Origin of the sequence: Nocardiopsis salina YIM 90010 (assembly GCF_000341025.1) — a bacterium.
Taxonomy (GTDB): Bacteria; Actinomycetota; Actinomycetes; order Streptosporangiales; family Streptosporangiaceae; genus Nocardiopsis; species Nocardiopsis salina.
This window is the reverse complement of the sequence record NZ_ANBF01000016.1, coordinates 7,940-29,729: the sequence shown is the minus strand read 5'-3', so window position 1 is coordinate 29,729 and position 21,790 is coordinate 7,940. Positions and strand designations below refer to the sequence as shown.

The 21,790-nt window shown below is 71.5% G+C and carries 20 protein-coding genes; 9 read left to right on the top strand and 11 right to left on the bottom strand.

All coding sequences use genetic code 11. The annotated features are described in order from the left end of the window. From D474_RS27325 to D474_RS27320, 6 genes are all read left to right on the top strand, one after another. Nucleotides 1-3,436 (top strand): non-ribosomal peptide synthetase (locus D474_RS27325; protein WP_017611886.1); only part of this gene is annotated, 3,436 nt, incomplete at its 5' end. Nucleotides 3,437-3,468: 32 nt separating this feature from the next. Further along, nucleotides 3,469-4,464 (top strand): ABC transporter substrate-binding protein, encoded by a 996-nt coding sequence (locus D474_RS0101780; protein ID WP_017611885.1) that lies wholly within the window; start codon nt 3,469-3,471, stop codon nt 4,462-4,464. 80 nt (nt 4,465-4,544) lie between these two features. Next, nucleotides 4,545-4,802: a phosphopantetheine-binding protein gene (locus D474_RS0101775; RefSeq protein WP_017611884.1), complete on the top strand. Its 258-nt coding sequence runs from the start codon at nt 4,545-4,547 to the stop codon at nt 4,800-4,802. A gap of 44 nt (nt 4,803-4,846) precedes the next feature. After that, nucleotides 4,847-5,053: an MbtH family protein gene (locus D474_RS33085; RefSeq protein WP_017611883.1), complete on the top strand. Its 207-nt coding sequence runs from the start codon at nt 4,847-4,849 to the stop codon at nt 5,051-5,053. A 90-nt stretch (nt 5,054-5,143) separates the two neighbouring features. Next, the gene (entS, locus tag D474_RS0101765; RefSeq protein ID WP_239646978.1) at nt 5,144-6,406 is read left to right on the top strand and encodes an enterobactin transporter EntS; all 1,263 of its coding nucleotides are present in this window, start codon (nt 5,144-5,146) and stop codon (nt 6,404-6,406) included. A 223-nt stretch (nt 6,407-6,629) separates the two neighbouring features. Continuing rightward, the gene (locus tag D474_RS27320; RefSeq protein WP_152476575.1) at nt 6,630-7,046 is read left to right on the top strand and encodes a hypothetical protein; all 417 of its coding nucleotides are present in this window, start codon (nt 6,630-6,632) and stop codon (nt 7,044-7,046) included. Between the two features lie 104 nt (nt 7,047-7,150). On the opposite strand, the gene D474_RS0101755 is transcribed toward D474_RS27320, so the two are convergent. Further along, nucleotides 7,151-7,786: a histidine phosphatase family protein gene (locus tag D474_RS0101755; protein ID WP_017611880.1), complete on the bottom strand. Its 636-nt coding sequence runs from the start codon at nt 7,784-7,786 to the stop codon at nt 7,151-7,153. 79 nt (nt 7,787-7,865) lie between these two features. Next, nucleotides 7,866-10,187 carry an FdhF/YdeP family oxidoreductase gene (locus D474_RS0101750; RefSeq protein ID WP_017611879.1) on the bottom strand — a complete coding sequence of 774 codons (2,322 nt, stop codon included), beginning with the start codon at nt 10,185-10,187 and terminating at the stop codon, nt 7,866-7,868. A gap of 138 nt (nt 10,188-10,325) precedes the next feature. Between D474_RS0101750 and D474_RS0101745 the strand changes: the two genes are divergently transcribed. Continuing rightward, nucleotides 10,326-10,847 (top strand): GNAT family N-acetyltransferase, encoded by a 522-nt coding sequence (locus D474_RS0101745; RefSeq protein WP_017611878.1) that lies wholly within the window; start codon nt 10,326-10,328, stop codon nt 10,845-10,847. A 24-nt stretch (nt 10,848-10,871) separates the two neighbouring features. Here D474_RS0101745 and D474_RS0101740 read toward each other — a convergent pair whose 3' ends face one another. After that, a complete protein-coding gene (locus tag D474_RS0101740; protein WP_017611877.1) occupies nt 10,872-11,393 on the bottom strand; it encodes a DinB family protein in 522 nt (173 codons plus the stop codon). 151 nt (nt 11,394-11,544) lie between these two features. Between D474_RS0101740 and D474_RS0101735 the strand changes: the two genes are divergently transcribed. Beyond that, the gene (locus D474_RS0101735; RefSeq protein WP_017611876.1) at nt 11,545-11,946 is read left to right on the top strand and encodes a VOC family protein; all 402 of its coding nucleotides are present in this window, start codon (nt 11,545-11,547) and stop codon (nt 11,944-11,946) included. Nucleotides 11,947-12,005: 59 nt separating this feature from the next. On the opposite strand, the gene D474_RS0101730 is transcribed toward D474_RS0101735, so the two are convergent. From D474_RS0101730 to pdxR, 6 genes are all read right to left on the bottom strand, one after another. Then, a complete protein-coding gene (locus tag D474_RS0101730) occupies nt 12,006-12,392 on the bottom strand; it encodes a hypothetical protein (protein WP_017611875.1) in 387 nt (128 codons plus the stop codon). Between the two features lie 94 nt (nt 12,393-12,486). Next, on the bottom strand, nt 12,487-14,118 hold the full coding sequence (locus D474_RS0101725) for a glycoside hydrolase family 10 protein (RefSeq protein ID WP_017611874.1): 1,632 nt from the start codon (nt 14,116-14,118) through the stop codon (nt 12,487-12,489). Nucleotides 14,119-14,381: 263 nt separating this feature from the next. Next, the gene (locus tag D474_RS0101720; RefSeq protein WP_017611873.1) at nt 14,382-14,864 is read right to left on the bottom strand and encodes a YbaK/EbsC family protein; all 483 of its coding nucleotides are present in this window, start codon (nt 14,862-14,864) and stop codon (nt 14,382-14,384) included. Between the two features lie 35 nt (nt 14,865-14,899). Continuing rightward, nucleotides 14,900-15,763, bottom strand: a complete 864-nt coding sequence (locus D474_RS0101715; RefSeq protein ID WP_017611872.1) for an alpha/beta fold hydrolase — start codon at nt 15,761-15,763, stop codon at nt 14,900-14,902. Between the two features lie 54 nt (nt 15,764-15,817). Continuing rightward, complete coding sequence (locus tag D474_RS0101710; RefSeq protein ID WP_017611871.1) at nt 15,818-16,507, bottom strand: phosphotransferase; 690 nt, start codon at nt 16,505-16,507, stop codon at nt 15,818-15,820. A 196-nt stretch (nt 16,508-16,703) separates the two neighbouring features. After that, nucleotides 16,704-18,119, bottom strand: a complete 1,416-nt coding sequence (gene pdxR / locus D474_RS0101705) for a MocR-like pyridoxine biosynthesis transcription factor PdxR (RefSeq protein WP_040702942.1) — start codon at nt 18,117-18,119, stop codon at nt 16,704-16,706. Between the two features lie 79 nt (nt 18,120-18,198). Here pdxR and D474_RS0101700 point away from each other — a divergent pair, with 79 nt between their 5' ends. After that, nucleotides 18,199-18,843 (top strand): pyridoxamine 5'-phosphate oxidase family protein, encoded by a 645-nt coding sequence (locus D474_RS0101700; protein WP_017611869.1) that lies wholly within the window; start codon nt 18,199-18,201, stop codon nt 18,841-18,843. Between the two features lie 63 nt (nt 18,844-18,906). Here the strand turns inward: D474_RS0101700 and D474_RS0101695 are convergent, their stop codons facing one another. After that, entirely contained in the window at nt 18,907-20,217 is a 1,311-nt protein-coding gene (locus D474_RS0101695) for a YeeE/YedE family protein (RefSeq protein WP_026118086.1), read from the bottom strand. A 366-nt stretch (nt 20,218-20,583) separates the two neighbouring features. Next, the gene (locus tag D474_RS0101690) at nt 20,584-21,513 is read right to left on the bottom strand and encodes a universal stress protein (protein WP_017611867.1); all 930 of its coding nucleotides are present in this window, start codon (nt 21,511-21,513) and stop codon (nt 20,584-20,586) included. Nucleotides 21,514-21,790 lie beyond the last annotated feature (277 nt).

Here is a 21,790-nt window from a genome sequence, read left to right as displayed (position 1 = left end):
CGGGCCCGCCGGTGCCTGGCGCGAGGCCCTGGCCGGGCTGGACGCCCCGACCCTGGTGGCCCCGCCCGACCGGGGGCGCCGACCGGTCATGCCGCGTTCGCTCGAGACGACCCTGCCTCAGGAGACAGCGCAGGCCCTGAACACCGTCGCCCGTCGCATCGGCGTCACCCCCAACACGCTCCTGTACACGGCGTGGGCGCTGACCCTGCGGGCCCAGACCGGGCGCGACGACATCGTCTTCGGCAGCACGGTCTCCGGCCGTCCCCCGGAGATCCCCGACGTCTCCTCGATCATCGGCCTGTTCTTCAACACCGTCCCCGTGCGCATCGACCCCCGCCCGGACGAACGCCTCCTCGACCTGTTCGAGCGTGTGCACGAGCAGCAGTCCGCCCTGCTGCCGTACCACCACGTCAACCTCGCCGAGATCCAGCGGCAGGCCGGAACGGGAACCCTCTTCGACACCCTGTACGTCCTGCGCAACACCCCCAAGGACGCCTCCCAGGTCCGTGAACTCGAAGAGGCGGTCGGGCTGCAGAGCGTGTCGGCCGCCGACGCCACCCACTACCCCCTCACCTTCGTCGTGGAACCGGGAGAGGAGACCGCGGTCTCCCTCGCCTACCGCCCCGACTTGTTCGACGACACGACCGTCCAACGGCTCTTCGACCGCGCCCTGGCGGCGATCGCGGCGCTGGCCCATGCCCCCGAACAGCGTGTGGCCGACCTCGACCTGCTGTCGGAGGAGGAGACGCGGGCCGTGCTCGTGGAGCCCAACCGCACCGAGCGCGACCTGCCGGCCGAGTCCATCACCCGGCTCTTGGAACAGACCGCCCGGCGCGCCCCCGACCGCACAGCCCTGGTCTTCCACGGCCGCCGCGTGTCCTTCGCCGAACTCAACGGCCGCGCCAACCGCATCGCCCGGCTGCTGATCGAACGGGGCGTGGCACCCGACAGCAGCGTCGCGCTCGGGGTACCGCGTTCGGTCGACGCCGTGGCGGGCCTGTTCGCCGTGCTCAAGGCCGGAGCCGCGTACGTGCCGCTCGACCTGGACCACCCCGAGTCGCGGTTGGCCGACATGCTCGCCGAGGCGGCACCGCCGGTCGCCCTGGTCGACGAGGGTTCGGCGCCGAAGGTCCCGTCCCCCGGGGGAACGGCCGACGTGGTGCTGGGCGAGGCCGCGACCGAGGCCCTCCTGGAAGGGCTCTCGCCCGAGGACCTCGCCGACGCCGAACTCCTGGGCCCGGTCACCCCAGACACCCTCGCCTACACCATCTACACCTCCGGCTCCACCGGGCGGCCCAAGGGAGTGGCCGTGCCCCTGCGCGGGCTGGCCAACATGCTGGTCAACCACCAGGAACGCATCTTCGACCAGGTCATCGCCGAGCAGGGAGGGCGGGTCCTGCGCGTGGCCCACACCGTCTCCTTCTCCTTCGACATGTCATGGGAGGAGCTGCTCTGGCTGGTCCAGGGACACGAGGTCCATCTGATGGACGAGGAGATGCGCCGCGACTCCGACGCCCTGACCTCCTACTGCGCCGAGCACAGCATCGACGTCATCAACGTGACGCCCTCCTACTGCGGCCAGCTCATCGAGGACGGCCTGCTGGAGCAGGACGGCAGGCACGTGCCCTGCCTCGTCCTCCTGGGGGGCGAGGCGGTCTCCGACGCCGTCTGGCAGAGCCTGCGCGAGGCCCCGGGGGTGCTCGGATACAACCTCTACGGACCGACCGAGTACACGATCAACACCCTCGGCGGAGGTACCGAGGACAGCGCCGCGCCCACGGTGGGCGCCCCCATCCACAACACCCGCGTGTACGTGCTCGACTCGGGTCTGGCCCCGGTGCCGCCCGGCGTGCCAGGTGAGCTCTACGTGGCCGGGGTCGGGATCGCCCGCGGTTACGCCGAGCGCCCCGGTGCCACCGCCGACCGTTTCGTGGCCGACCCCTTCGGTCCGCCCGGGACCCGCATGTACCGCACCGGCGACCTGGTGCGCTGGGGCGAGGACGGGCTCGTGGACTTCCTCGGCCGCACCGACGACCAGATCAAGATCCGCGGGCACCGGGTCGAGCCCGGCGAGATCGTCGCGGCCCTGGAGTCCCACCCCGACCTGTCCCAGGCGGCCGTCCTGGCCCGGGAGGACAGCCCCGGCGTGCGCAGGCTCGTCGCCTACCTCGTTCCCAGGACCGGAGGGACGGAGCACCTCGACACCGAGGAGGTGCGCAACGTCCTGGCCGCGCGCCTTCCCGACCACATGGTCCCCAGCGCCCTCGTCCCCGTCCCACGACTGCCGCTGACCGTCAACGGCAAGCTCGACCAGGCCGCCCTGCCCGTGCCCGAGTGGCGCGCGGGCGGCGGCCGGGCCCCGGCCAACGAGGAGGAGCGCACACTCTGCGCCCTCTTCGCCGAGGTGCTCGGACTGGACGAGGTCGGTGTCGAGGACGACTTCTTCGCTCTGGGCGGCCACTCACTGCTCGCCATGCGCCTGGTCGGCAAGGTCCGGGGCGCCCTCGACACACGGATCAAGGTCGGCGAGGTCCTGACCGCCGCGACGCCCGAACGGATCGCCGCGCGCCTGCTCGGCGTCGAGGGCGGCGGCGACCCCCTCGCCACGGTGCTGCCCCTGCGGGCCGGCGGGGACCTGCCTCCCCTGTTCTGCCTCCACCCGGCCGCCGGGTTCAGCTGGTCCTTCGCGGGTCTGCTTCCCTACCTCGGCACCGACCGACCGGTCTACGGCGTGCAGTCGCCCGGCCTGCGCGGGCGGCACGGGGTGGCCGACGACCTCGACGGGATCGCCGCGTACTACCTCGAACGGATCAGGACCGTCCAGCCCCACGGGCCCTACCACCTGGTCGGCTGGTCGTTCGGCGGGCAGGTCGCACACGCTGTCGCCACCCTCCTGCAGGACGCGGGCGAGCAGGTCCGCCTGCTGGGGGTGATGGACACCTACCCCTTGGACGGGCAGCGGCGTGCGCGCGAACTGTCGGCGAAGCCGGAGGAGCTGGAGCAGGAGGCCCTGAGCTTCCTGCTCACCACGTCCATGCGCGAGATCCCCTCCGACTTCACTGCCCCGTACGCGCGGGACGAGGTCACCGAGTTCATCCGGGAGGGGGAGGGGATCTGGGGCGATCTGGACCCCGGGACGCTCGACGCCGTCGTCGACACCTACCGGGAGAACGCCGGACTCATGACCCGCGCCACCTACCGGGTCTTCGAGGGCGACCTGCTCTTCTTCACCGCGGCCGGGACCCCGCGCGAGGACGTGGACCACAGCGCGTGGGAGCCCTACGTGAAGGGAGAAGTGGTCGACCACCGCGTCAACGCCTCCCACGACGCCCTCACCGGACCGGCCGCTCTGGCCGAGGTGGGGCCGGTCCTGGCCCGGGCCCTGGAGCAGGCCCCGGAATGCAGAGCGACGGATGATAAGGCTAGGCTTGCCTAAGCATCCCCCGCCTCCAGAACAGGAGAACCCCTATGACTCACACCGTGCTCCTGCGCTCGACGAGCGTCCTGGCCGCCCTCGCGCTCGGGGCCGCAGCCTGCGGCGGATCCGGTTCGGACGACGCCGGCGCCGACGCGGTCGACGGGCAGACCCGCACCTTCGAGGGCGACAACGGCCAGGTCGAGATCCCCGCCGACCCGGAGCGGGTGGTGGCCCTGTCCTACGCCGCCCAACCCGCGGTCGAACTCGGCGGCGAGGTGGTCGGTGTCCACACCGAGGACAACTGGGAGGAGAACATCCACCCGGACGACGTCGACACCATCTCCGGCATCGAGCAGGTCGGGGCCACGCAGGAGATCAACTTCGAGGCCGTGGCCAACCTCGAACCCGACCTCATCGTCGTCGCATGGCCGGCGGACGGGTGGGACAACGTCCCCCTGGAAGAGCTCGGCGAACTCGCACCGACCGCCGACATCGGCCTGGGCGACCCCGACTCCTGGAAGGAGGTCGAGGCACAGGTCGCCGACGCGATCGGTGTCTCCGACACCTATGAGGACGTCGAGGAGGAGTACGACACCCGGGTCGCCGATCTCGGCGAGGAGTACGCAGACGTGCTGGAGGAGACCGACTTCGCCTTCACCCGCTCCTCCGAAGGCACACCCGGCGCAGGTGCCGGGCAGGTCCTGCAGGAGTTCGGGCCGGCCTGGAACACCTCCATCGCCACCGAGGTCGGCCTCGACTTCATCGGCGAGCAGAACGAGGCCTCGCACCAGGCATGGGCCGCCTACCACCCCCTGGAGGAGGTCGACCAGCTCTCCGGCGCCGACGTGGTCCTCACCGAGGCCCGACCCGACGGCGAGGTCCCCGGACCCACCGCGGACCTGCTGGACCAGGACGTCTTCGAGTCCCTGCCCGCCGCCCAGGACGGCCAGGTGCACCCGCTGCCCTGGAGCGACGCGACCACACACAAGTCCGCGCTCCTGACCCTGGACAGCCTCGACCAGGTCCTGGAACAGATCGAACCCTGACCCCGGTCGGTGGCGCCGCGGACCGCAGTGCCACCGGCCCCGAACGGGCCCGTGACACGGCCCCGAGAGACTGGAACCGCATGCAGCAGGACACGAACGCCGGCCCCGCCGGAGAGACGCTGACCCCCGACCTGGTCCGTGCCCACGCAGCAGAGGCGCTGGGCATCCCGCCCGAGGAGATCGAGGAGGGCGAGAGCCTGCTCGACCAGGGCATGGACTCGATCAGGTTGATGAGCCTGGTGGAGAAATGGCGCGAGTACGGGGTCGAGACCGACTTCGTCGCCCTCGCCGAGGAGCCCACCCTCCAGGCCTGGAACACACTCCTCACCACCCGCTGAACAGCCCCGATCCCGCCACGCAACGCACCCGAGGGAGACCCACCTTGAGCAACCCCTTCGACGACACCGACGGCGCCTTCCTGGTCCTGGTCAACGGCGAGGACCAGCACTCGCTGTGGCCCGGCTTCGCCCGCATCCCCGAGGGATGGACCGCTGTCCACGGACCCGTGTCCAAGGACGAGGCGCTCGACCACGTCGACAGGCACTGGACCGACCTGCGCCCCCGCAGCCTGCGCGAGGCGAGCGCCTGATCCGCCCCGACCACCGGGACACACAGTCACCCGCAGGTGGAGGCCCCGGTGCCGCCCCGGGCCTCCACCGCCCACCCGTGAAGGACCCCCGTGAGACTCTCCCAGCTGATGGTCGACATCAGCCCGCTCCGGACGAGCCCCGAGTTCAGGATCGTCTTCGTCGCCCGGCTCATCTCCATCTTCGGGTTGGGTTTCGCGGCCGTCGCCCTGCCCATGCAGGTCTACGGCCTCACCGGGTCCTCACTCCTGGTGGCGACCGTGCACACCACCAACGCCGTCAGCGTCCTGGCCGGCACCCTCGTCGGAGGGATGCTCTCCGACCGCGGCGACCGGCGGCGCCTCATCGTCATCGGCCGCACCGCCGCCGTCATCGCCTTCGGCGTGCTCGCCGCCAACACCCTCGTCCCCGACGAACCCTGGCTCTGGGTCATCTACGTGACCGCCGCCTTCAACGGGTTCTTCGGCTCCTTCAGCACCGTGGCCCTCCAGGCGGCCGCCCCCGGGTTCGTGCCGCGCGACAAACTCCCCGCGGCCGGGGCCCTGCTCGCCCTCAACGGCCGACTCGGCTCGGTACTTGCGCCCGCACTCGGCGGCGCGGTCATCGCGGCGCTCGGGATGGGGGCCAACTACATCCTGACCGCGGTGCTGTCCCTGCTCACCACCGTGCTCGTATGGCGCCTTCCCCGTCTGGAAGCCCCCGAGGAGGCACGTTCCCAACCGTTCTTCGCCGCACTGGGCGAGGGCGGGCGGTTCGCCCTGACCCACCGCGTCGTGGGACCCCTGCTTCTCCTGGGGCTGGTGCAGATGCTGTTCGCAGCACCGCAGGTCCTCATCAACGAGTTCACCGACAAGGTCCTCGGCGGCGGCCCCGCCCTGGTCGGCTTCCTCTACACCGCCCCCGCGGCAGGCGCCCTCATCGGCTCGCTCACGAGCGGTTGGGCGGGGCGCACCCAACGCACCGGTGCGCTCATGCTTCTCGCGGTCGGCCTCTGCGGCGTGGCCGTCCTCGGGTTCGGAACCAGCACCTGGGCCCCGGTCGCGTTCTGCTTCCTGGCCCTGCTCGGGTTCGGGCAGGTCGTCGAGGAGATCCTGCGCTACGCCCTCCTGCAGTCCCACACCCCCGACCACCTGCGCGGGCGGGTCAACGCCGTGTGGACCGCCCAGTCCACCCTCGGCAACTCCGCCGGAGCTCTCACCCTCGGCGCCCTGGCCCCTTTCATCGGAGCCGCCGGCGCCCTCATGGCCGGGGGCGGGATCACGGTCGTCGCCGTGGGCGCACTGGCCGCCGGTTTCGCCGGGCTGCGCACGGCGCAGGTCCTGCGTGAACCGGCGCCCTCACCCGGACAACGGTAGGTCGAGGGGTCGCCCCCTCGGTTCCCACACGGCCGCGGCGTCGGGGCCCGGGCTCTGCGCGCGCACGTGCCTCTTCACGGATGGGTCGCGCGAAGGGCTTGCGACAAATGTGGAGAAAGTTGGTTCAACCGCGTCATAGTTCGTTCGCGCCGGCGTCACCAGTACACCGAGCGGACGCAGGCCGGGTCCAACCAGCCCCGGACACCTGTCGCGTCCGACGACCGTGTCCGAACAAGCCGAGGAAGACCCCGTGATGTACGCGCAGGCCAACCGACGAGACCGGAGTTCCGGCCGACCGGAGCAGACGCACGACCCGTTTCTGCTGATCGGGCAGTGGGTCCTGTTGCAACAGGAACGCCCCCCGACGCACGGGATCCTCGTCCGCGCCGCGCTCCTCCGCGTCGGCACGAACGGTGGCCAGATCTGGGAATGGGCCCTGCGCACACCGTTCGGTCTGCGGACCGGGACCGGGCGCCTGGAGGCCGTGCCCCTGACCTACGAGCACCGCACGCAGGTGCGGCGGGCGCGTCGGGAACTCTCCGCCCGCCTGGCCGAGTGCACCGAAGCCCGCGACCCCGAGGCGGTGGCGGCAAGGCACGACCTGGAACTGCTGGACATACAGACCGCACTCCACCCGTGAGGGGCCGTCCCGGGCCCGAAGCGGCTGCCACCGCCTGCACGGGCGGCGACGACCGGGCCGGCCTGCCTTGCACACGATCGGTGCGGGGCAGGTCTGCCGGCGCGTCAGCGGTAGGTCATCAGCTCCGTGCCGCCGTGCTCCAGGTGCGCGTGGTCGTTGAACCCGACCAGCTGGGTGCCGCCGCGGCCGTGCAACAGCTTGGTGACCGAACCGTTGACCACGATCCGGTTCATCGCCAGGAACCCCGACGTGGACGTGGACAGCAGCACCGAGCACACCGTCGCGATCACCCCCGCGGAGGTGAACACCAGGGCGGTACGGCCGCGCTCCGACCGGGTCACCAGGTCGGTCAGGGCGGAGGCCACCCCGTCGCGGAAATGGTTCCAGCTTCCCGGGCCGGTCTCCCCGGACCCCGTCCAGGCGGTCAGCGAGGCGTCCAGGCGGTCCTGCAACGACCCCGAACCCCGAGGGTCCAGGGCCAGCAGCCGCAGGTGGTCGTACTCGTCCCAGCGCCGGTCCACCTCCGGCACCTCGTCGACACCGGCCTCGGCCAGCGCCGTGTGCGCGGTCTGCTGCTGGCGGCGCAACGAACCCGACACCACCGGGCCCACCTTGAGGTCCCGGCGCCGAAGTTCGGCCCCGAGCAGCCGCGCCTGCTCGTACCCGGGCGCGCTGAGCTCGTCGTAGTCGTCCGCCTCGGGGGAGGCCTTGCCGTGGCGGATCAGGTAGATGGTCGGCATCGCCTCAGAGTACGGGGGCGCCCTCCGTGCACCTTCGACGGGGGCGCCCCCGTACCGCTCAGGATCGGGGCCCGGAGCCTCAGACCCCCTGCGCGGGTGCTCCAGTGCTCTCCTCGAACCGCACCACTACCGACTTGGAGGTGGGGGTGTTGCTGATCTCGGCGGTGGAGTCCAGCGGAACCAGCACGTTGGTCTCCGGGTAGTAGGCGGCCGCGCCCCCGCGTGCGGTCGGGTAAAGCGCGACCTTGAAGTGCGGGGCCCGGCGCTCGCGGCCGTCCTCCCACTCGCTGACCAGGTCCACGTGCGTACCCTCGACCAGGCCGAGCTCACGGGCGTCCTCGGCGTTGACCAGCACCACCCGGCGCCCACCGGTCACTCCGCGGTAGCGGTCGTCCAACCCGTAGATCGTCGTGTTGTACTGGTCGTGCGAACGCAGCGTCTGCAGCAGCAGGCGGCCCTCGGGGATCTCCGGTGCGTAACTGCCGTTGCTGGTGAAGTTGGCCAGCCCCGTCGCGGTGGGGAAACGCCGGTCGTCGCGAGGGGCATTCGGCAGGGTGAACCCGCCCGAGCGCCGTGCACGGGCGTTGAAGTCGTCGAAGCCCGGCACCACCGCGGCCACATGGTCGCGGATCCGGTCGTAGTCGGCCAGGGAGTCCCAGTCCACGACCGAGTCCTCGCCCAGGGTCCTGCGGGCGAGCTCGCGCACGATGTCGACCTCCGACCGCATGCCCGGTGACAGCGGTTCGAGCACCCCGTGGGAGGCGTGGATATCGCCCATGGAGTCCTCCACCGTCACCCACCGCTCCTGGCCCTCGTGCACGTCGCGGTCGCTGCGCGCCAGAGCCGGCAGGATCAGTGCCCGCGCCCCCGTGATCACGTGCGAACGGTTGAGCTTGGTGGACACGTGCACCGTGAGCCCCACCCGGCGCATCGCATCCTCGGTCACGAGGGTGTCGGGGGAGGCCGAGACGAAGTTGCCGCCCATCGCGAAGAACACGTCGACCTCACCGCGCCCCATGGCCCGGATCGCGTCGACCGTGTCGTGGCCGTGCTCGCGCGGCGGATCGAACCCGAACTCCTTCTGCAGGGCGTCGAGGAAGGACTGTTTCGGCTTCTCGTAGATGCCCATCGTGCGGTCGCCCTGCACGTTGGAGTGCCCGCGCACCGGGCACACACCCGCGCCCGGGCGCCCGACGTTGCCGCGCAGCAGCAGGAAGTTGACGACCTCGCGGATCGTGGGGACCGAGTGCTTGTGCTGGGTCAGACCCATCGCCCAGCACACCACGACGCTCTTGGCCTCGGTGACCATCGCGGTCATGCGCTCGATGAGCTCGCGCTCCAGCCCGGTGGCGTGCTCCACCCGCGGCCAGAACTCCTCGTCCGGTTCGGCCATGAGCTCCTTGGCGTAGTCGTCGAAGCCGTGCGTGAACTCCTCGACGAAGGCCTTGTCGAGCACGTCCTCACCGCGGGCGTCGGCCTCCAGCAGCAGCCGGTTGACCGCCGAGAACAGCGCCAGGTCCCCGCCCAACTTGATCTGCGCGAACAGGTCGGTCAGGTCGGTGCCGGCCCCCATGAGCCCGGCCGGGGTCTGCGGGTCGCGGAAGTTGATGCTGCCCGCTTCCGGGAGCGGGTTGACCGTGATGATGTTCGAACCGCCGCGCTTGGCCCTCTTCAGGGCGCTGAGCATACGCGGGTGGTTGGTACCCGGGTTCTGGCCGGCGATGATGATGAGATCGGCGCGCTGCAGGTCATCCAGGTACACGCTGCCCTTGCCCACCCCGATGGTCTCGCTCAGCGCCGACCCGGAGGACTCGTGGCACATGTTGGAGCAGTCGGGCATGTTGTTGGTGCCCAGGGCCCGTGCGAAGAGCTGGTACGCGAAGGCCGCCTCGTTGCTGGTGCGGCCCGAGGTGTAGAAGACCGCGCGGTCGGGGTGCTCGACCCCGCGCAGCTCCTCGGCGATCAGGTCCAGGGCACGGTCCCAGCCCACCGGCTCGTAGTGGGTGGCACCCTCGGCCAGGTACAGCGGCTCGGTCAGGCGGCCCTGCTGACCCAACCAGTACCCGGAGCGCTCGGAGAGATCGGATACGGAGTGCTCGGCGAAGAACGCGCCGGTGAGGCCGCGGTTGGTGGCTTCCTCCGCCACGGCCTTGGCCCCGTTCTCGCAGAACTCGGCCTTGTGGCGCTTCTCGGGGTCGGGCCAGGCGCAGCCGGGGCAGTCGAAGCCCTTCTTCTGGTTGACCGCGAGCATGGCGGGCAGCCCGCGCATGACCCCGGCGTTCTCTGCGACCTGCTTGACGCTGTTGAGGACAGCGGGCAGACCGGCGGCCGTGGTCTTGGGCGAGCCGGTGTCGGGGGAGTTCTGATCGGGATCGGATTCTGCTGAGTGTCGAGGTGTCACCCCGTTATTCTCACATTCGCGCGGGTGGAGTCGGAAGTGCCGGTTACGTCCCCGTGAACGGACGCGGACAGGTGTCCGCGCGCCCACTGTGCTGGAACGCTAACCTGCCGGGAGGTCGTCGACGGCACAGGGGAGTACATGGCACACACACGCCTGGCCAGGCTGGAGGACGCCGCGGAGATCGCCGCCCGCCTGGTCGAGAACCGCAGTTTCCTCGCCCCCTGGGAACCCGTGCGCCCCGAGGAGTACTTCACCGCCCAGGGCCAGTACCGGCTCCTGGACCAGCAACTGACCGGTTACATCGACGGCCACGAGGTTCCGCTGGTGGTCACCGACGACACCGACCGCATCGTCGGGCGCATCACCGTCAACGGCATCGTGCGCGGGGCCCTGCAGTCGGCCGCCATCGGCTACTGGATCGCTTCCTCGCACAACGGCCGGGGGCTGGCCACCGCGGCGGTCGGCGAGGTCAAGTCGCTGGCCTTCGGGCCGTTGGGCCTGCACCGCCTGCAGGCCGAGACCGTGCCGCACAACGGCGCCTCGCAGCGGGTGCTGCGGCGCAACGGGTTCCAGCCGTTCGGCCTGGCCCCCGAGTACCTGCGCATCGACGGCCGCTGGCAGGACCACGTGCTCTTCCAGGCGCTCAACCCGCGGGGCTGACGGCCCGGCGCAGGGGCCGGACGGTCACGAGGAGCCGGTGGCGCCCGCGGCGCGCAGGATGCGCAGCTGGCCGACCTCCGCGGCGTTCTTCATGAGCTCGGCGTTGACCCAGGCCACCGTGTCGGTGACGGTGTGCCCCGTGCCCTCGGGCCAGGGGAAGGGCGCGGGGGCGGCAGGGTCCAGGTCCGGCAGCAGGGCGAGCCACCGTCCGCGGAAGGAGCGCAGCCACTCCACCGCGTTCTCGGGGCCGGGCCAGTGCACGGCTTCGGGCGGGAGGGCCTGGCGCCCCTGCAGCAGCTCCATCGTGGTGCCCCACCACCAGCCGATGTGCCAGCCAACCCACGCTGCGGTCGGGGCGGGAACGGGGTCGGGCTCCTCCTCGGCGAAGTCGGGCACCCACACACCGCCGTGCAGGTGCAGGGTCCAGCACTCGGGGGCCGGTTCCCAGAGGTGATCCTGCGGTTCCAAGCGCTCCAGGTGGTACTCGAACAGGGCCCAGGTGAGGTCGAACTGGCGCCGTAACGGGGCCAGGGCGTCGTCGGTCATGGGCCACACCCTGGCAGCGGGATGGTCGGCGGGCAACGCGGTTTCCCCGGATCGGCGCGGCCGCAGCCGGACTGTCGGTACCTCCCTCTACCGTGGTGCGCGTCCGAGCACGGGCCCGCCCCGCGCGGGCGCAAACAGGAGGGAACCCCCCATGGCACTGCGCTGGTACACCACCGTCATCGACTGCCGAGACCACAGCGCCCAGGCGCAGTGGTGGGCCGAGGTGCTCGACTGGCGGATGATCGTCGACGAGGAGGAGGGCGCGGTCGTCATCCCGCCGTGGCTGGAGGCCGAACCCATGACCGTGCAGGAGTGGGACCGGGGAAACCCCGGGCTGGTCTTCGTGCCCGTGCCCGAGGACAAGGCGGTCAAGAACCGCCTGCACATCGACCTGGCCACCCACGTCGACGACGACCGCGACGCCGAGATCGCCCGCCTCGAACGCATGGGCGCACACCGGGTCGATGTGCGCCAGAGCGGCGACGAAGCCTGGACGGTACTGGCCGACCCCGAGGGCAACGAGTTCTGCGTCCTGGCCTCGCGCGAGTACTGAGCCGTGCGTCCGGGCCCCGGTGGGCGTGAACAGGCCGGATGCCCGGGCCCGGCGCCCACTCACTCGCCGGGGCGCCCGCCCTCGTCCTCCTGCCGGAGCTCCTCCTCCTGGTGCAGGGCCTTGCTCTCGGGCCCGCCGGGGCCGGGCTCGACACCGCTGTCGGAGGAGGGGCCACCGCCCCCCGCGCGGTCCCGTCCCCGGTCCGGGGCCGCGCTGCCGAGCGCTTCGGCGGCCTCGGGTTCCTCGCGGGCCAGGGCCTCGACGAGCGGATCGCGTTCCTCGGCCGTGCTGTCGTACTCCTCCTCCATCATGGTCGGGTCCTCCCGGTCGGCGGGCAGGGCCTCGTCCTCGGTGGAGTCTTCCTGTTCGGGTACGCCGGCCTCGTTCCAGTCCTGCGCCTCAGCGTTGACCGGGTCGTCGGGCCTGTGCGGGTCTTGATGACTCATGTCCGATTCGTAACCGTTCGGGCGGTTCACCAATCACGTGTCGGGGCCGGGGCTGCTCGGGCCGGGGCTCTGCGTCCCCGGCCCGAGCGGCGGGTCAGGGCAGGTGGTGCGGCTCGCTTGCACCGCTCTCGTGGTGCAGGCGGTCCAGCGCCGTCGCGTAGTAGGTGTACTCGCCCTCGTGGGCCGGCGCGGTGAACGTGGCCGTGCCGTCGTCGCCGGCGCGCACGGTGCCCAACAGGTTGCGGGCGTCGCCGATGCCGCAGACCGGTTCCTCCTCCGGCGGGCCCTCGATCGCGTACACCGCGTAGTAGGCCGGTTCCGAACCCTCGGCCGGGGCCATGCCGAGCTCCAGGCCGTCCTCGACCGGCTCCGAACCCGTCACGGTCGGCTCGGGCGGGGCCTCACCGCCCAGGTCCGGGTCGATCGGGACCAGCGCCGGGTGGGCGTAGTGCTCCTCCTGCACGATCTCGAAGGCCTCCTGGGCGTTGGTGCGCAGCGAGGTCGCGCTGAAGTAGACGTCGCCGTGCACACCCGGGCGGTCCTGGTTCAGGTGCAGGTGTTCGGAGAGTTCACGCGGGTCGTCGCTCCAGGGGCCCTCTTCCTCCCCGACCTTGTAGGCGCCCTGACCGATGTAGAGGTGGGTGTCGGTGGTCGCGGCGACCTCCTCCCACCACGGAACCAGCACCGAGTAGTCGGCCACGTCCAGGCCGATGTGCCAGTAGAGCTGCGGGTTGATGTAGTCGAGCCAGCCCTCGGTCACCCACTTGCGGCTGTCCGCGTACTGCTCGTCGTAGGACTCCATGCCCTCGGTGTCCGACCCGGCCGGGTCGGTGTCGGAGTTGCGCCAGATCCCGAACGGGCTGATGCCGAACTTCACGTGCGGCTTGGAGGCCTTCACGGCCTCGCTGACCTCGCGGACCATGGTGTCGACGTTGTCGCGCCGCCAGTCGCCGATGTCGTCGAAGCCCTCGCCGTGCTCGGCGTAGGTGTCCTCGTCGGGGATCTCCTCGTCGTCGACCGGATACGGGTAGAAGTAGTCGTCGAAGTGCACGCCGTCCACGTCATAGTTGTCGACCGAGTGCATCATCGCCTCGACCACGAACTCGCGCGCCTCGGGCACGCCCGGGTCGTAGTAGAGCTGCCCGCCGTAGGAGAAGGTCCAATCGGGGTTCTCGCGGGCCGGGTGGTCCTCGACCAGGCGCGAGGGGTCGTCGTGCATGGCCACCCGGTAGGGGTTGTACCAGGCGTGGAACTCGAGATTGCGCTCGTGGGCGGCCTCGACGGCGAACTCCAGCGGGTCGTAACCGGGATCGCCGCCCTGCTCCCCGGTGAGCCACTCCGACCACGGCTCGTGCGGGGAGGGCCAGAACGCGTCGGCGGTGGGGCGGACCTGGACCACGACGGCGTTGAGGCCTCGGTCCACGGCGCCGTCGTAGAGCTCGACCAGTTCGGCCTGCTGCTCCTCGGCGCTCATGCCCTGTTCGGTGGGCCAGTCGATGTTCTCGACCCCGGCGACCCACTCCGCGCGCATCTGGCGTTTGGGAACGGCGTCCTCCTCGGGCTCGCACTCTTGGGTCCGCGGGTCCTCGGGTGCGGCGAGGGCCTGTGGGGCGTGCATGAACGAGGCGGCGAGTGCGGCGGCCATGACGCCGCCCCACAGCGCGGTCCGGGGGATCGGAACGTCGAGGGCCCTGCGTGGGCGGTTCCGGTGCGTGTGCGCCAACATGGCTCCTTTTCGAAAGCTCCGGTGAGCGGGCCGGATCGTTGCCGAGTGTGCTCATCTAAGCACGATGAGTATGATCCGGTGGGCTCAGGAAAGAACCTTCATGATCAGAGCCGTGTTGGCAAGAGTTCTACTCCAGGTCGGGGCGCACGTGGCAGATGAGCTGTGCGGGGCCCGTGTTCGACCGCCAGATACGCCCTCGACCGCCCGGGCCGCCAGGCACGCGGCACACGTGGCTCTCGAACGCGGGGAGGGGCCCGCGGGCGTCAGTTGACGGCGACGGCGGTGCCGCCGGTCATCTTGACCAGCTCGGTGAAGTCGGTGGGAAAGATCGTGCGGGGCGTGCCGCCCGCGGCCCACAGGCACGGGTGGTCCTCGAGAGCGAGGTCCACGACCGTCTCCACCGGTTTTGGGTGGCCCAGGGGCGCCACGCCGCCGATCACCTGCCCCGTGGCGCCGCGCACCTCCTCCGGCTCCGCGCGGCGGATGCGTCCCTTGCCCAGGCGCTCGGCCAGCACGTCCGTGTCCACGCGGTGCCGACCACTGGTCATCACCAGCAGCGGGCGCTCGTCGGCCATGAACACCAGACTGTTGGCGATCGCCCCCACCTCGCAGCCCAGGGCCTCGGCGGCCTGCGCGGCGGTGCGGGTGGAGTCGGGCAGCTCGCGCACACGCCCCTGCGCACCGATGCCGGCCAACGCCTCGGCCACACGCAGGCTGCGGTCGGGCAGGTTCCGGGTCTCCTCCACGGTCTTCCTCCTCCGGGTCGGGTCGTGCCCGCAGGTTACGCCGCGCCGGGTGCCTGTGCTCGTCCGGAGAGGAAGTCCTCAACGGCGCCGATCCACGCCTCGGGCCGGTCCACGTGGGCCATGTGCCCCGCGCCGTCCAGCACGACCGCACGCGACCGGGGCAACAGGACTGCTGCACGCTCGGCCACGTGTGCGGGGAAGAGCATGTCCTGGCGCCCGTGCAGGAAGAGCCACGCCGCGTCCGCCTCGGCCAGTCGCCTCGGCCCGTCGGCCGGTCGAGGCGGGTCGAGGCGGCCGGCGCGCAGTGCGCGCAACCAGTGCGCGGACCAGCGCACGCGCTCCAGAACCCGCCGGTAGTGCACGATTCGGTCCCCGCGCCACACGTTGGCGGGCGCCCCGGCCAGGGCGGCCCTTCTGACCCGCGCGGGGGTGACGGGCCCCGGCATGGACCAGATCCGGGCCTCGGCCGCCCGTCGGCGTTCGCGTTCGGGCCAGGGGCCGAAGTCGGCGTCAGTGACCGGCCACAGGGTGCTGGAAGCCATGATCACGCGCCCGAACGGGCCTGGGTGGTCCAGCACCAGCCGCTGCACGACCTGGCCCCCGGCCGAGAAACCCAACAGGTCGGGACGCTCCAGGCCCAGGTGGCGGACGAGCCGGGCCAGATCGCGTGCGGCCGCGGCGAAGCTGCAGGGCCCGGGGGAGGAGCGACCACATCCGCGCAGGTCGGGAAGGACCAGGCGCCGGTGGCCGAGCACGGTCAGCGGGTCCAGCAGGTAGGAGTGGTCCCAGTCGGGCCCACCGTGCACCGCCACGAGCGGGGCAGCGCCCACTGGCCCCGCCAGGACGCAGTGCAGGTACACGCCCTCGCCCGTGGGCACGTAAATGTGCTCCAGGTCCATGGGCGCATCATGGCACGGGTGGCGAACCTCCCCTGGGTGCGCGGGCTCGCAGGGTCAGGAGACCAGTTCGGCGGCCAGGTCGCGCTGGTGCTCGCGCATCCACATCAGCCGCTGCCCGATGCGTTCGGTCTCACCGGACCGGTACTGCGCCACCATGCGCGGGTCCCCGCGGTGGGCGCCGGACTCCACGATGCGCCGGTAGCGGTCCTGGCGGGCCATGATGGTCCCGATCAGGGGCTCGCGCTCGGCGAGCCCGTAGGCGTCGCAGATGATCCGCACGCGCCGGAACGGGTCCTCGGCGCTCGGCCCCAGGTCCACGAACCGCCAGCACAGGTCGGCCAAGTCGTGCAGGCGCACACCCGGTGCCGCCGCCTCCCAGTCCACGAACGCGTACGGAACACCCTTCTGGCTGATGGTGTGCCGCGGTGCGAGCTGGTTGTGGCAGACCACCTCCCACTGCCCGGCCAGGCGGGTGCCCGCGGTCAGGTCGTGGAACTCGCGCACGAGCGCTGCCGCACCCTGCAGGTACTCGTCCTCCAGGTAGCGGTCGTCGTGCACGGCGGTCCCGCGCAGCGCACTGTGCACGAGCCGGTTCTCGTGGTCGCGGCAGTACAGGAGGGGAGCCCCCTCCCATTCGTGTTCCTCGAAGTGGCGCAGCAGGGCGCGTTCGAAGCCCGCGTTGCCGTGCATGGGGCGCAGGGTGAACTCGTGGTCGAATCGGACCCGGGGTGACGTCGCGTGCATCGGTGTCACCCTTCCCCCTCGCACCACAGAACATCTACGTCGTAAAGGTCATGCGTCGTTCGACGCCCCTGCACCTCGGTACCCCCAATTCGCAACGATGTCTCCATTGTCCAGGTCAAACGCACTGCTGTGGTCGCGGTTCGATGACACCCTTGTTCGGATTGGGTATCTGGTGTAAACGGGGAAGAAATGCCCATCACGGGACATTCAACCCCATTTCGCCCAGTAGTCCCTCCAGTACACCGCAGCCCCGCTCCAGGGCCTGCGTCCCGGCCGAGCCGTACCCGAGCACCAACCCGTGCACCGGCGGCGCCCCGAAACTCGCGTGTGTGGTGTCCACCACCAGGACCCCGCGCTCGGCCGCGCCCTCCACCACCGGCCGAACCGCCTCGGTCGGCAACGGGAGCAGCACGTGCAGTCCCGCGGTGTCACCGGTCAACCACCGCCCCAGCCGCCGTTTCAGCAACCGTCGGCGCCGCGCGTACTCCAGCCGCATCCGGCGCAGATGGCGGTCCAGGTCACCGCGTTCCAACAGCAGCGCCGTCGCAGCCTGCGGCTGCCCGGGTGTACGGTCCGACAGCTCCGCACGCAACCGGGCCAGGCGCCCGACCGTCCCCGGGTCCGCCACCAACCAGCCGATACCCAGATCTGGGGAGAGGGTCTTGGACAACGTCCCCAGCAGAACCACGCGCTCGGGGTCCATACCGTACAGAGCAGGCAGCGGGGCCGCGTCGTACCGGAACTCGCCGTCGTAGTCGTCCTCGACCACCGTCGTCCCCCGCTCGCGCGCCCAATCCAGCAACTGCTCGCGCCGCGGCACCGGCAGCCGGCCGCCCAGCGGGTACTGGTGTGCGGGTGTGGTGTACAGCGCCGCGAGGTCCTCGGGCAGTTCCTCCACCACCAGCCCCTCGCCGTCCACCCGGCACGGAACGGGCACCGCCCCGCGCGCAGCGAAGACCGCCGGGGCCTTGCGGTACCCCGGTTCCTCCACCCCCGCACGGGCGCCCGCACCCACCAGGCCCGCACCGACCAGGTCGAGTCCGTGGCCGGTGCCGCCGGTGACCATGACGTTCTCCGGGCCGACCCGCACCCCGCGCACCCGGCGCAGGTGCTCGGCCAGCAGCGCCCGCAAACGGGGCTGCCCGCGAGGATCAGGGGAGTCGTCCAAGGGCTGCTCGGCCGCGTGGCGCCACGCCCGGCGCCAGGCCGCCCGGTCCACCGATCCCACCCACGGAGCTCCCGGGCGCAGATCGACCAGGCCCGCACGCCGGGCGCCCTCGCGATCGGTGACCGGTGCCGGCAGCGGGTCCGAGGGCCCCGGTTCCGGGCGGCCCCCGCTCGGGCGCGCCCCGGTGCCCCCGGCGACGAAGGTGCCCGATCCGTGCCGGCCCTCCACCCATCCCTCGGCGTAGAGCTGCTGGAAGGCCTCGGTGACCACCGTGCGGCTCACCCCGAGCTGCGCGGCCAGGGACCGGCCCGACGGCAGGCGCTCACCCCGCTGCAGCACACCCTCGGTCACCGCTGAACGCACCTGGTCGGCCAACTGCACCGACAACGGACGGGTGTCCGCGCGGTCCAGGTGGACCGGGGCCTCGACCGAACCACGTGCCATCTCCACCCCCGAAGTGGTCTCCTGTTATGGCCCGAAAGTGGACCTGTTATAGGTAACCACTTCTGCCTAGGTTGGTGCCATGCTCTCCACCACCGAACGCACCCGGTTGAACCGCGCCAAGCACAAGACCCGCACCGAGCGGGCCGACCTGTTCGACGTGCTCGACCACGGACTCCTGTGCCACATGGCCGTGGTCGTGGACGGCACGCCCCTGGCGCTCCCCACCTGCCACGCCCGCATCGGCGACACCCTCTACCTGCACGGGTCCACCGGGGCACGTTCCCTGCGCCAGGGTTCCGAGGTGTGCGTGACCGTCACGGTGCCCGACGGGCTGGTCCTGGCCCGTTCCGCCGTCCACCACTCGTTCAACCACCGCTCGGCGATGGTGCTGGGAACCCCGAGGGTGGTCGAGGACGAGAGCGAACGCCTGGCCGCCCTGCGCGCCATCGTCGACCATCTCGTCCCCGACCGCTGGGACCAGGTGCGCGCCCCCTCCGAGCGGGACCTGGCCAAGACCCGCGTCCTGGCCCTGCCCCTGGAGGAGGCCTCGGTCAAGGTGCGCACCGGAGGCCCCAACGACGAACCCGAGGACGCCGAGCTGCCCGTGTGGGCCGGCGAACTCCCTCTGACCCTGACCGTGGGGGAGCCTCGCCCCGACCCCGGGCGGCAGGTCGAGGTCCCCCTTCCCGGGCACGTGGCCCGCATGGTCGGCCGCGCCTGGTGAACGGACACAGGACGGCCCCGGCAGCAGCTCACTGCCGGGGCCGTCCTCACGTGCGAGGAGTGGTCAGCACGAGCTGTCCGACGGCTTGGGCACACCCAGTCCGAACAGCGATCGCGCCTGCAGACCGGCCCAGGTCCCGGCCAGGGCGAAGAGCGCCCACAGCCACCCGTGCAGGCTGCCCGAACCGATCCCGGCCAGGTACGCGCCGATGTTGCAGCCGCCCGCCAGGCGCGCGCCGATGCCCATGAGCACGCCGCCGACCAGGCCGGCCGCCACGACGTTCCAGCTCAACCCGGTGTGCAGTTTCCAGGTGCCTGCCGCGCCCGCGGCCACCGCGGCACCCAGGATGATGCCGATGTTGGTCAGGCTGTTCTGGTCCTGCAGGACCGGGCCCTCCAGCTGAGCGGCCTGGTCGGGCTGCGACCAGAACGCCCATGTCTCCGGTTGGAAACCGATGAGCTGCAGGAACTTGGCGCCCCACAGGTTGAAGGCCGACGTGATGCCCCATGTCGTGCCCGAGGTCACCAGCACGGCCGCGCCCAGCACCGCCAGAACCACGGCGCCCGCGATCATCGGCCAGCTGCCGCGCAGCACGCGCGCCACACCCCGTGCCGACGGCGGGGCGCCGGTGGGCGGCGGAACCCCGCGGTTCTGCACCATCCGCGTGATGAGCACGATCGCGACCAGCACCGCGATGGTGATGCCCCAGGAACCGAACCAGCCCACGTGGTCGGACAGCATCACCGCCGGCACCTCGGGAAGGTCGTTGACCAGAGGCCACGCGGCGCTGTAGATCACCGAACCGGCGATGAAACCGATGAGTGTGATGACGATGGCCGACTGGCCCGCGCCCACGGTGAACAGGGTGCCCGAGGCGCAGGCGCCGCCCAGCTGCATGCCGATACCGAAGAGGAACGCACCCGCGAACAGGGCGATCCCGATGGTCCCGGACATCGGATCGGGCTCGTTGCCGAACAGTCCCGTTCCAGTGCCGATGACCAGGGCGAACAGGGTCGCTGTGGTGCCGAGCAGGACCGCGTGGGCACGCAGCCCCTTGCCGTTGCCCACGGCGATGAACTGGCGCCAGGCCGAGGTGAACCCGAACCGCGAGTGGAACAGGGTGAAGCCCAGGCCGATGCCCAGCAGGAGCAGGACCGCCGGCAGGGCGCCGTGCTCCGACCAGACGAAGGCCGACAGCCCCAGGGCGCCCAGGAGGGCCACACCCAAGGGCCACCAGCGGACCGGTTCGGCCTCGGGAGCCTGCGGTGCAGGGGTGGACAGGGCCGGTTGCCACCTCAGTGCAAGGGCCGGGGATCCCGGGTCATTGTCCACCGACCCAGTGGGTTCGGCAGGCAAAGTGGGTTGAGCAGTCATGATGTCCAAACGGTGGTGACAGGGCGCGGGCGCGCCGAACAGGCCGGGTGCGGGGGTCACCGGTGCCGCGTCGGAAGCTGGGCGCGCGGGGCCCGGGGGAATGAAGAGAGAGCGGGTCCGTCAGCGCACGACGAGGCGGCACCGGCGGCGACAGAGGCCGTCATCGGTGCTCGTGAGCGACATGGAGATGAGCGCCATGCACAAGAAGCGTGCGGGACCAGACATTGCCGCCGATTATAGGACACGTTCTCCGACCCGTGCCAGTCGCCGGAGACGGTCCTGGGCTGCTCCCGTGCTGGTGGAGCCCGGTCTCCCGCGTCTCCACCCCGGACCCGCCCCGCCCCGCATCCCCGCACACGGCCGCGTTCAGGCCTTCCCGTGCGTCCGGTGCGGCAACACCATCACCGGTACCGGGGAGGCGTGCATCACCCCCTGGCTCACCGATCCCAACAAGAGCCCGCGCACGCTCCCGCGCCCGCGCGAGCCCACCACGAGCAGGTCGGCGTCCTCGGCCGCACCGATCAGGGCACTCACCGCGTCATCGCCCGTGCGCAGCACACTCACGCCCACCCTCTCGGTGGCGTCCTCGGAGACCCGTTCGAGCATGTCGGAGACCATCTCCTGGGAACGCCGGTCCAACTGTGAACCGGGCGGGGTCCACTCCTCGCCCCCGTCCGGGCCGGGATCGAACGGCAGCGGCACCTGCCAGCTGTGCACCACGACAACCGAACCCTCCGGCACGCGCGCCGCCTGCTCCAGCGCCGCGCGCAGTGCCCGACGGGAGTCCTCCGACCCGTCCACCCCCACCACGATCCTGCGCGGCCGGACCGGCCCCCGGGTGCCCTCCCGTCCGGGAACCACCACGACCGGGCAGGGCGAACGGGCCGTCAGGCGCACCCCTGCGGACGACTCCACCGCCGAACGCAGCGGTCCCAGGCCGCGCGAACCCAGGACCACCAGGTCCCCGGCGCGGGCACGACGCAACAGCGCGAGCGGGGGTTCCTCCAGGGCCAACACGGTCTCCGAGCGCATCTCGGGCACCAGCCGGCGCACGTGGTCGGACACCTCGTCGAGCACGTGCCGCCCCTGCGCCGTGAGCTCGTCCGAGGGCGGGAACCGTGTGGGACCCGCGTAGACCGACATCACCAGCGGCATCGCCAGCGCGTGGACCAGGAACAGCGGCCACCCGCGCCGGTGCGCCTCCGCCGCCGCCCACTCAGCGGCACCGCGCGAGGCAGCGGAACCGTCGACCCCCGCCAGGACCCTGGGCGGGCCCTCCTCGAACTCCTCCGCCATGACCACGTCTCCTCCCCCCCCCGGTGAGGTCGGCCCGCACCCCCTCGCGCGTGCTCGTGCCCTCTCACCCCGAGAATGTCCCACCCCGGTGACCGAAGGGTGGGCACCGTGAGGGCGCGGCGCGTCCCGAACAGAACGGGGCCCGCCCGCGACACAGCGCGGGCGGGCCCTGAGTGAACCGCGGACCGGTGCCCGGCCCGGGCGTGACGGACCAGGGCCTGTTCGGCGAACACCGATGACCTGCTGCGCGGCGCCCCAGCGGCACTCTCGCTGCGTC

Excerpts from the sequence above, each read along its gene's own strand:
- D474_RS0101780 (WP_017611885.1), top strand. The coding sequence starts at position 3,469 with ATGACTCACACCGTGCTCCTGCGCTCGACGAGCGTCCTGGCCGCCCTC.
- D474_RS0101775 (WP_017611884.1), top strand. The coding sequence starts at position 4,545 with ATGCAGCAGGACACGAACGCCGGCCCCGCCGGAGAGACGCTGACCCCC.
- D474_RS0101755 (WP_017611880.1), bottom strand. The coding sequence starts at position 7,786 with ATGCCGACCATCTACCTGATCCGCCACGGCAAGGCCTCCCCCGAGGCG.
- D474_RS0101745 (WP_017611878.1), top strand. The coding sequence starts at position 10,326 with ATGGCACACACACGCCTGGCCAGGCTGGAGGACGCCGCGGAGATCGCC.
- D474_RS0101740 (WP_017611877.1), bottom strand. The coding sequence starts at position 11,393 with ATGACCGACGACGCCCTGGCCCCGTTACGGCGCCAGTTCGACCTCACC.
- D474_RS0101735 (WP_017611876.1), top strand. The coding sequence starts at position 11,545 with ATGGCACTGCGCTGGTACACCACCGTCATCGACTGCCGAGACCACAGC.
- D474_RS0101730 (WP_017611875.1), bottom strand. The coding sequence starts at position 12,392 with ATGAGTCATCAAGACCCGCACAGGCCCGACGACCCGGTCAACGCTGAG.
- D474_RS0101725 (WP_017611874.1), bottom strand. The coding sequence starts at position 14,118 with ATGTTGGCGCACACGCACCGGAACCGCCCACGCAGGGCCCTCGACGTT.
- D474_RS0101715 (WP_017611872.1), bottom strand. The coding sequence starts at position 15,763 with ATGGACCTGGAGCACATTTACGTGCCCACGGGCGAGGGCGTGTACCTG.
- D474_RS0101710 (WP_017611871.1), bottom strand. The coding sequence starts at position 16,507 with ATGCACGCGACGTCACCCCGGGTCCGATTCGACCACGAGTTCACCCTG.
- pdxR (WP_040702942.1), bottom strand. The coding sequence starts at position 18,119 with ATGGCACGTGGTTCGGTCGAGGCCCCGGTCCACCTGGACCGCGCGGAC.
- D474_RS0101700 (WP_017611869.1), top strand. The coding sequence starts at position 18,199 with ATGCTCTCCACCACCGAACGCACCCGGTTGAACCGCGCCAAGCACAAG.
- D474_RS0101695 (WP_026118086.1), bottom strand. The coding sequence starts at position 20,217 with ATGACTGCTCAACCCACTTTGCCTGCCGAACCCACTGGGTCGGTGGAC.
- D474_RS0101690 (WP_017611867.1), bottom strand. The coding sequence starts at position 21,513 with ATGGCGGAGGAGTTCGAGGAGGGCCCGCCCAGGGTCCTGGCGGGGGTC.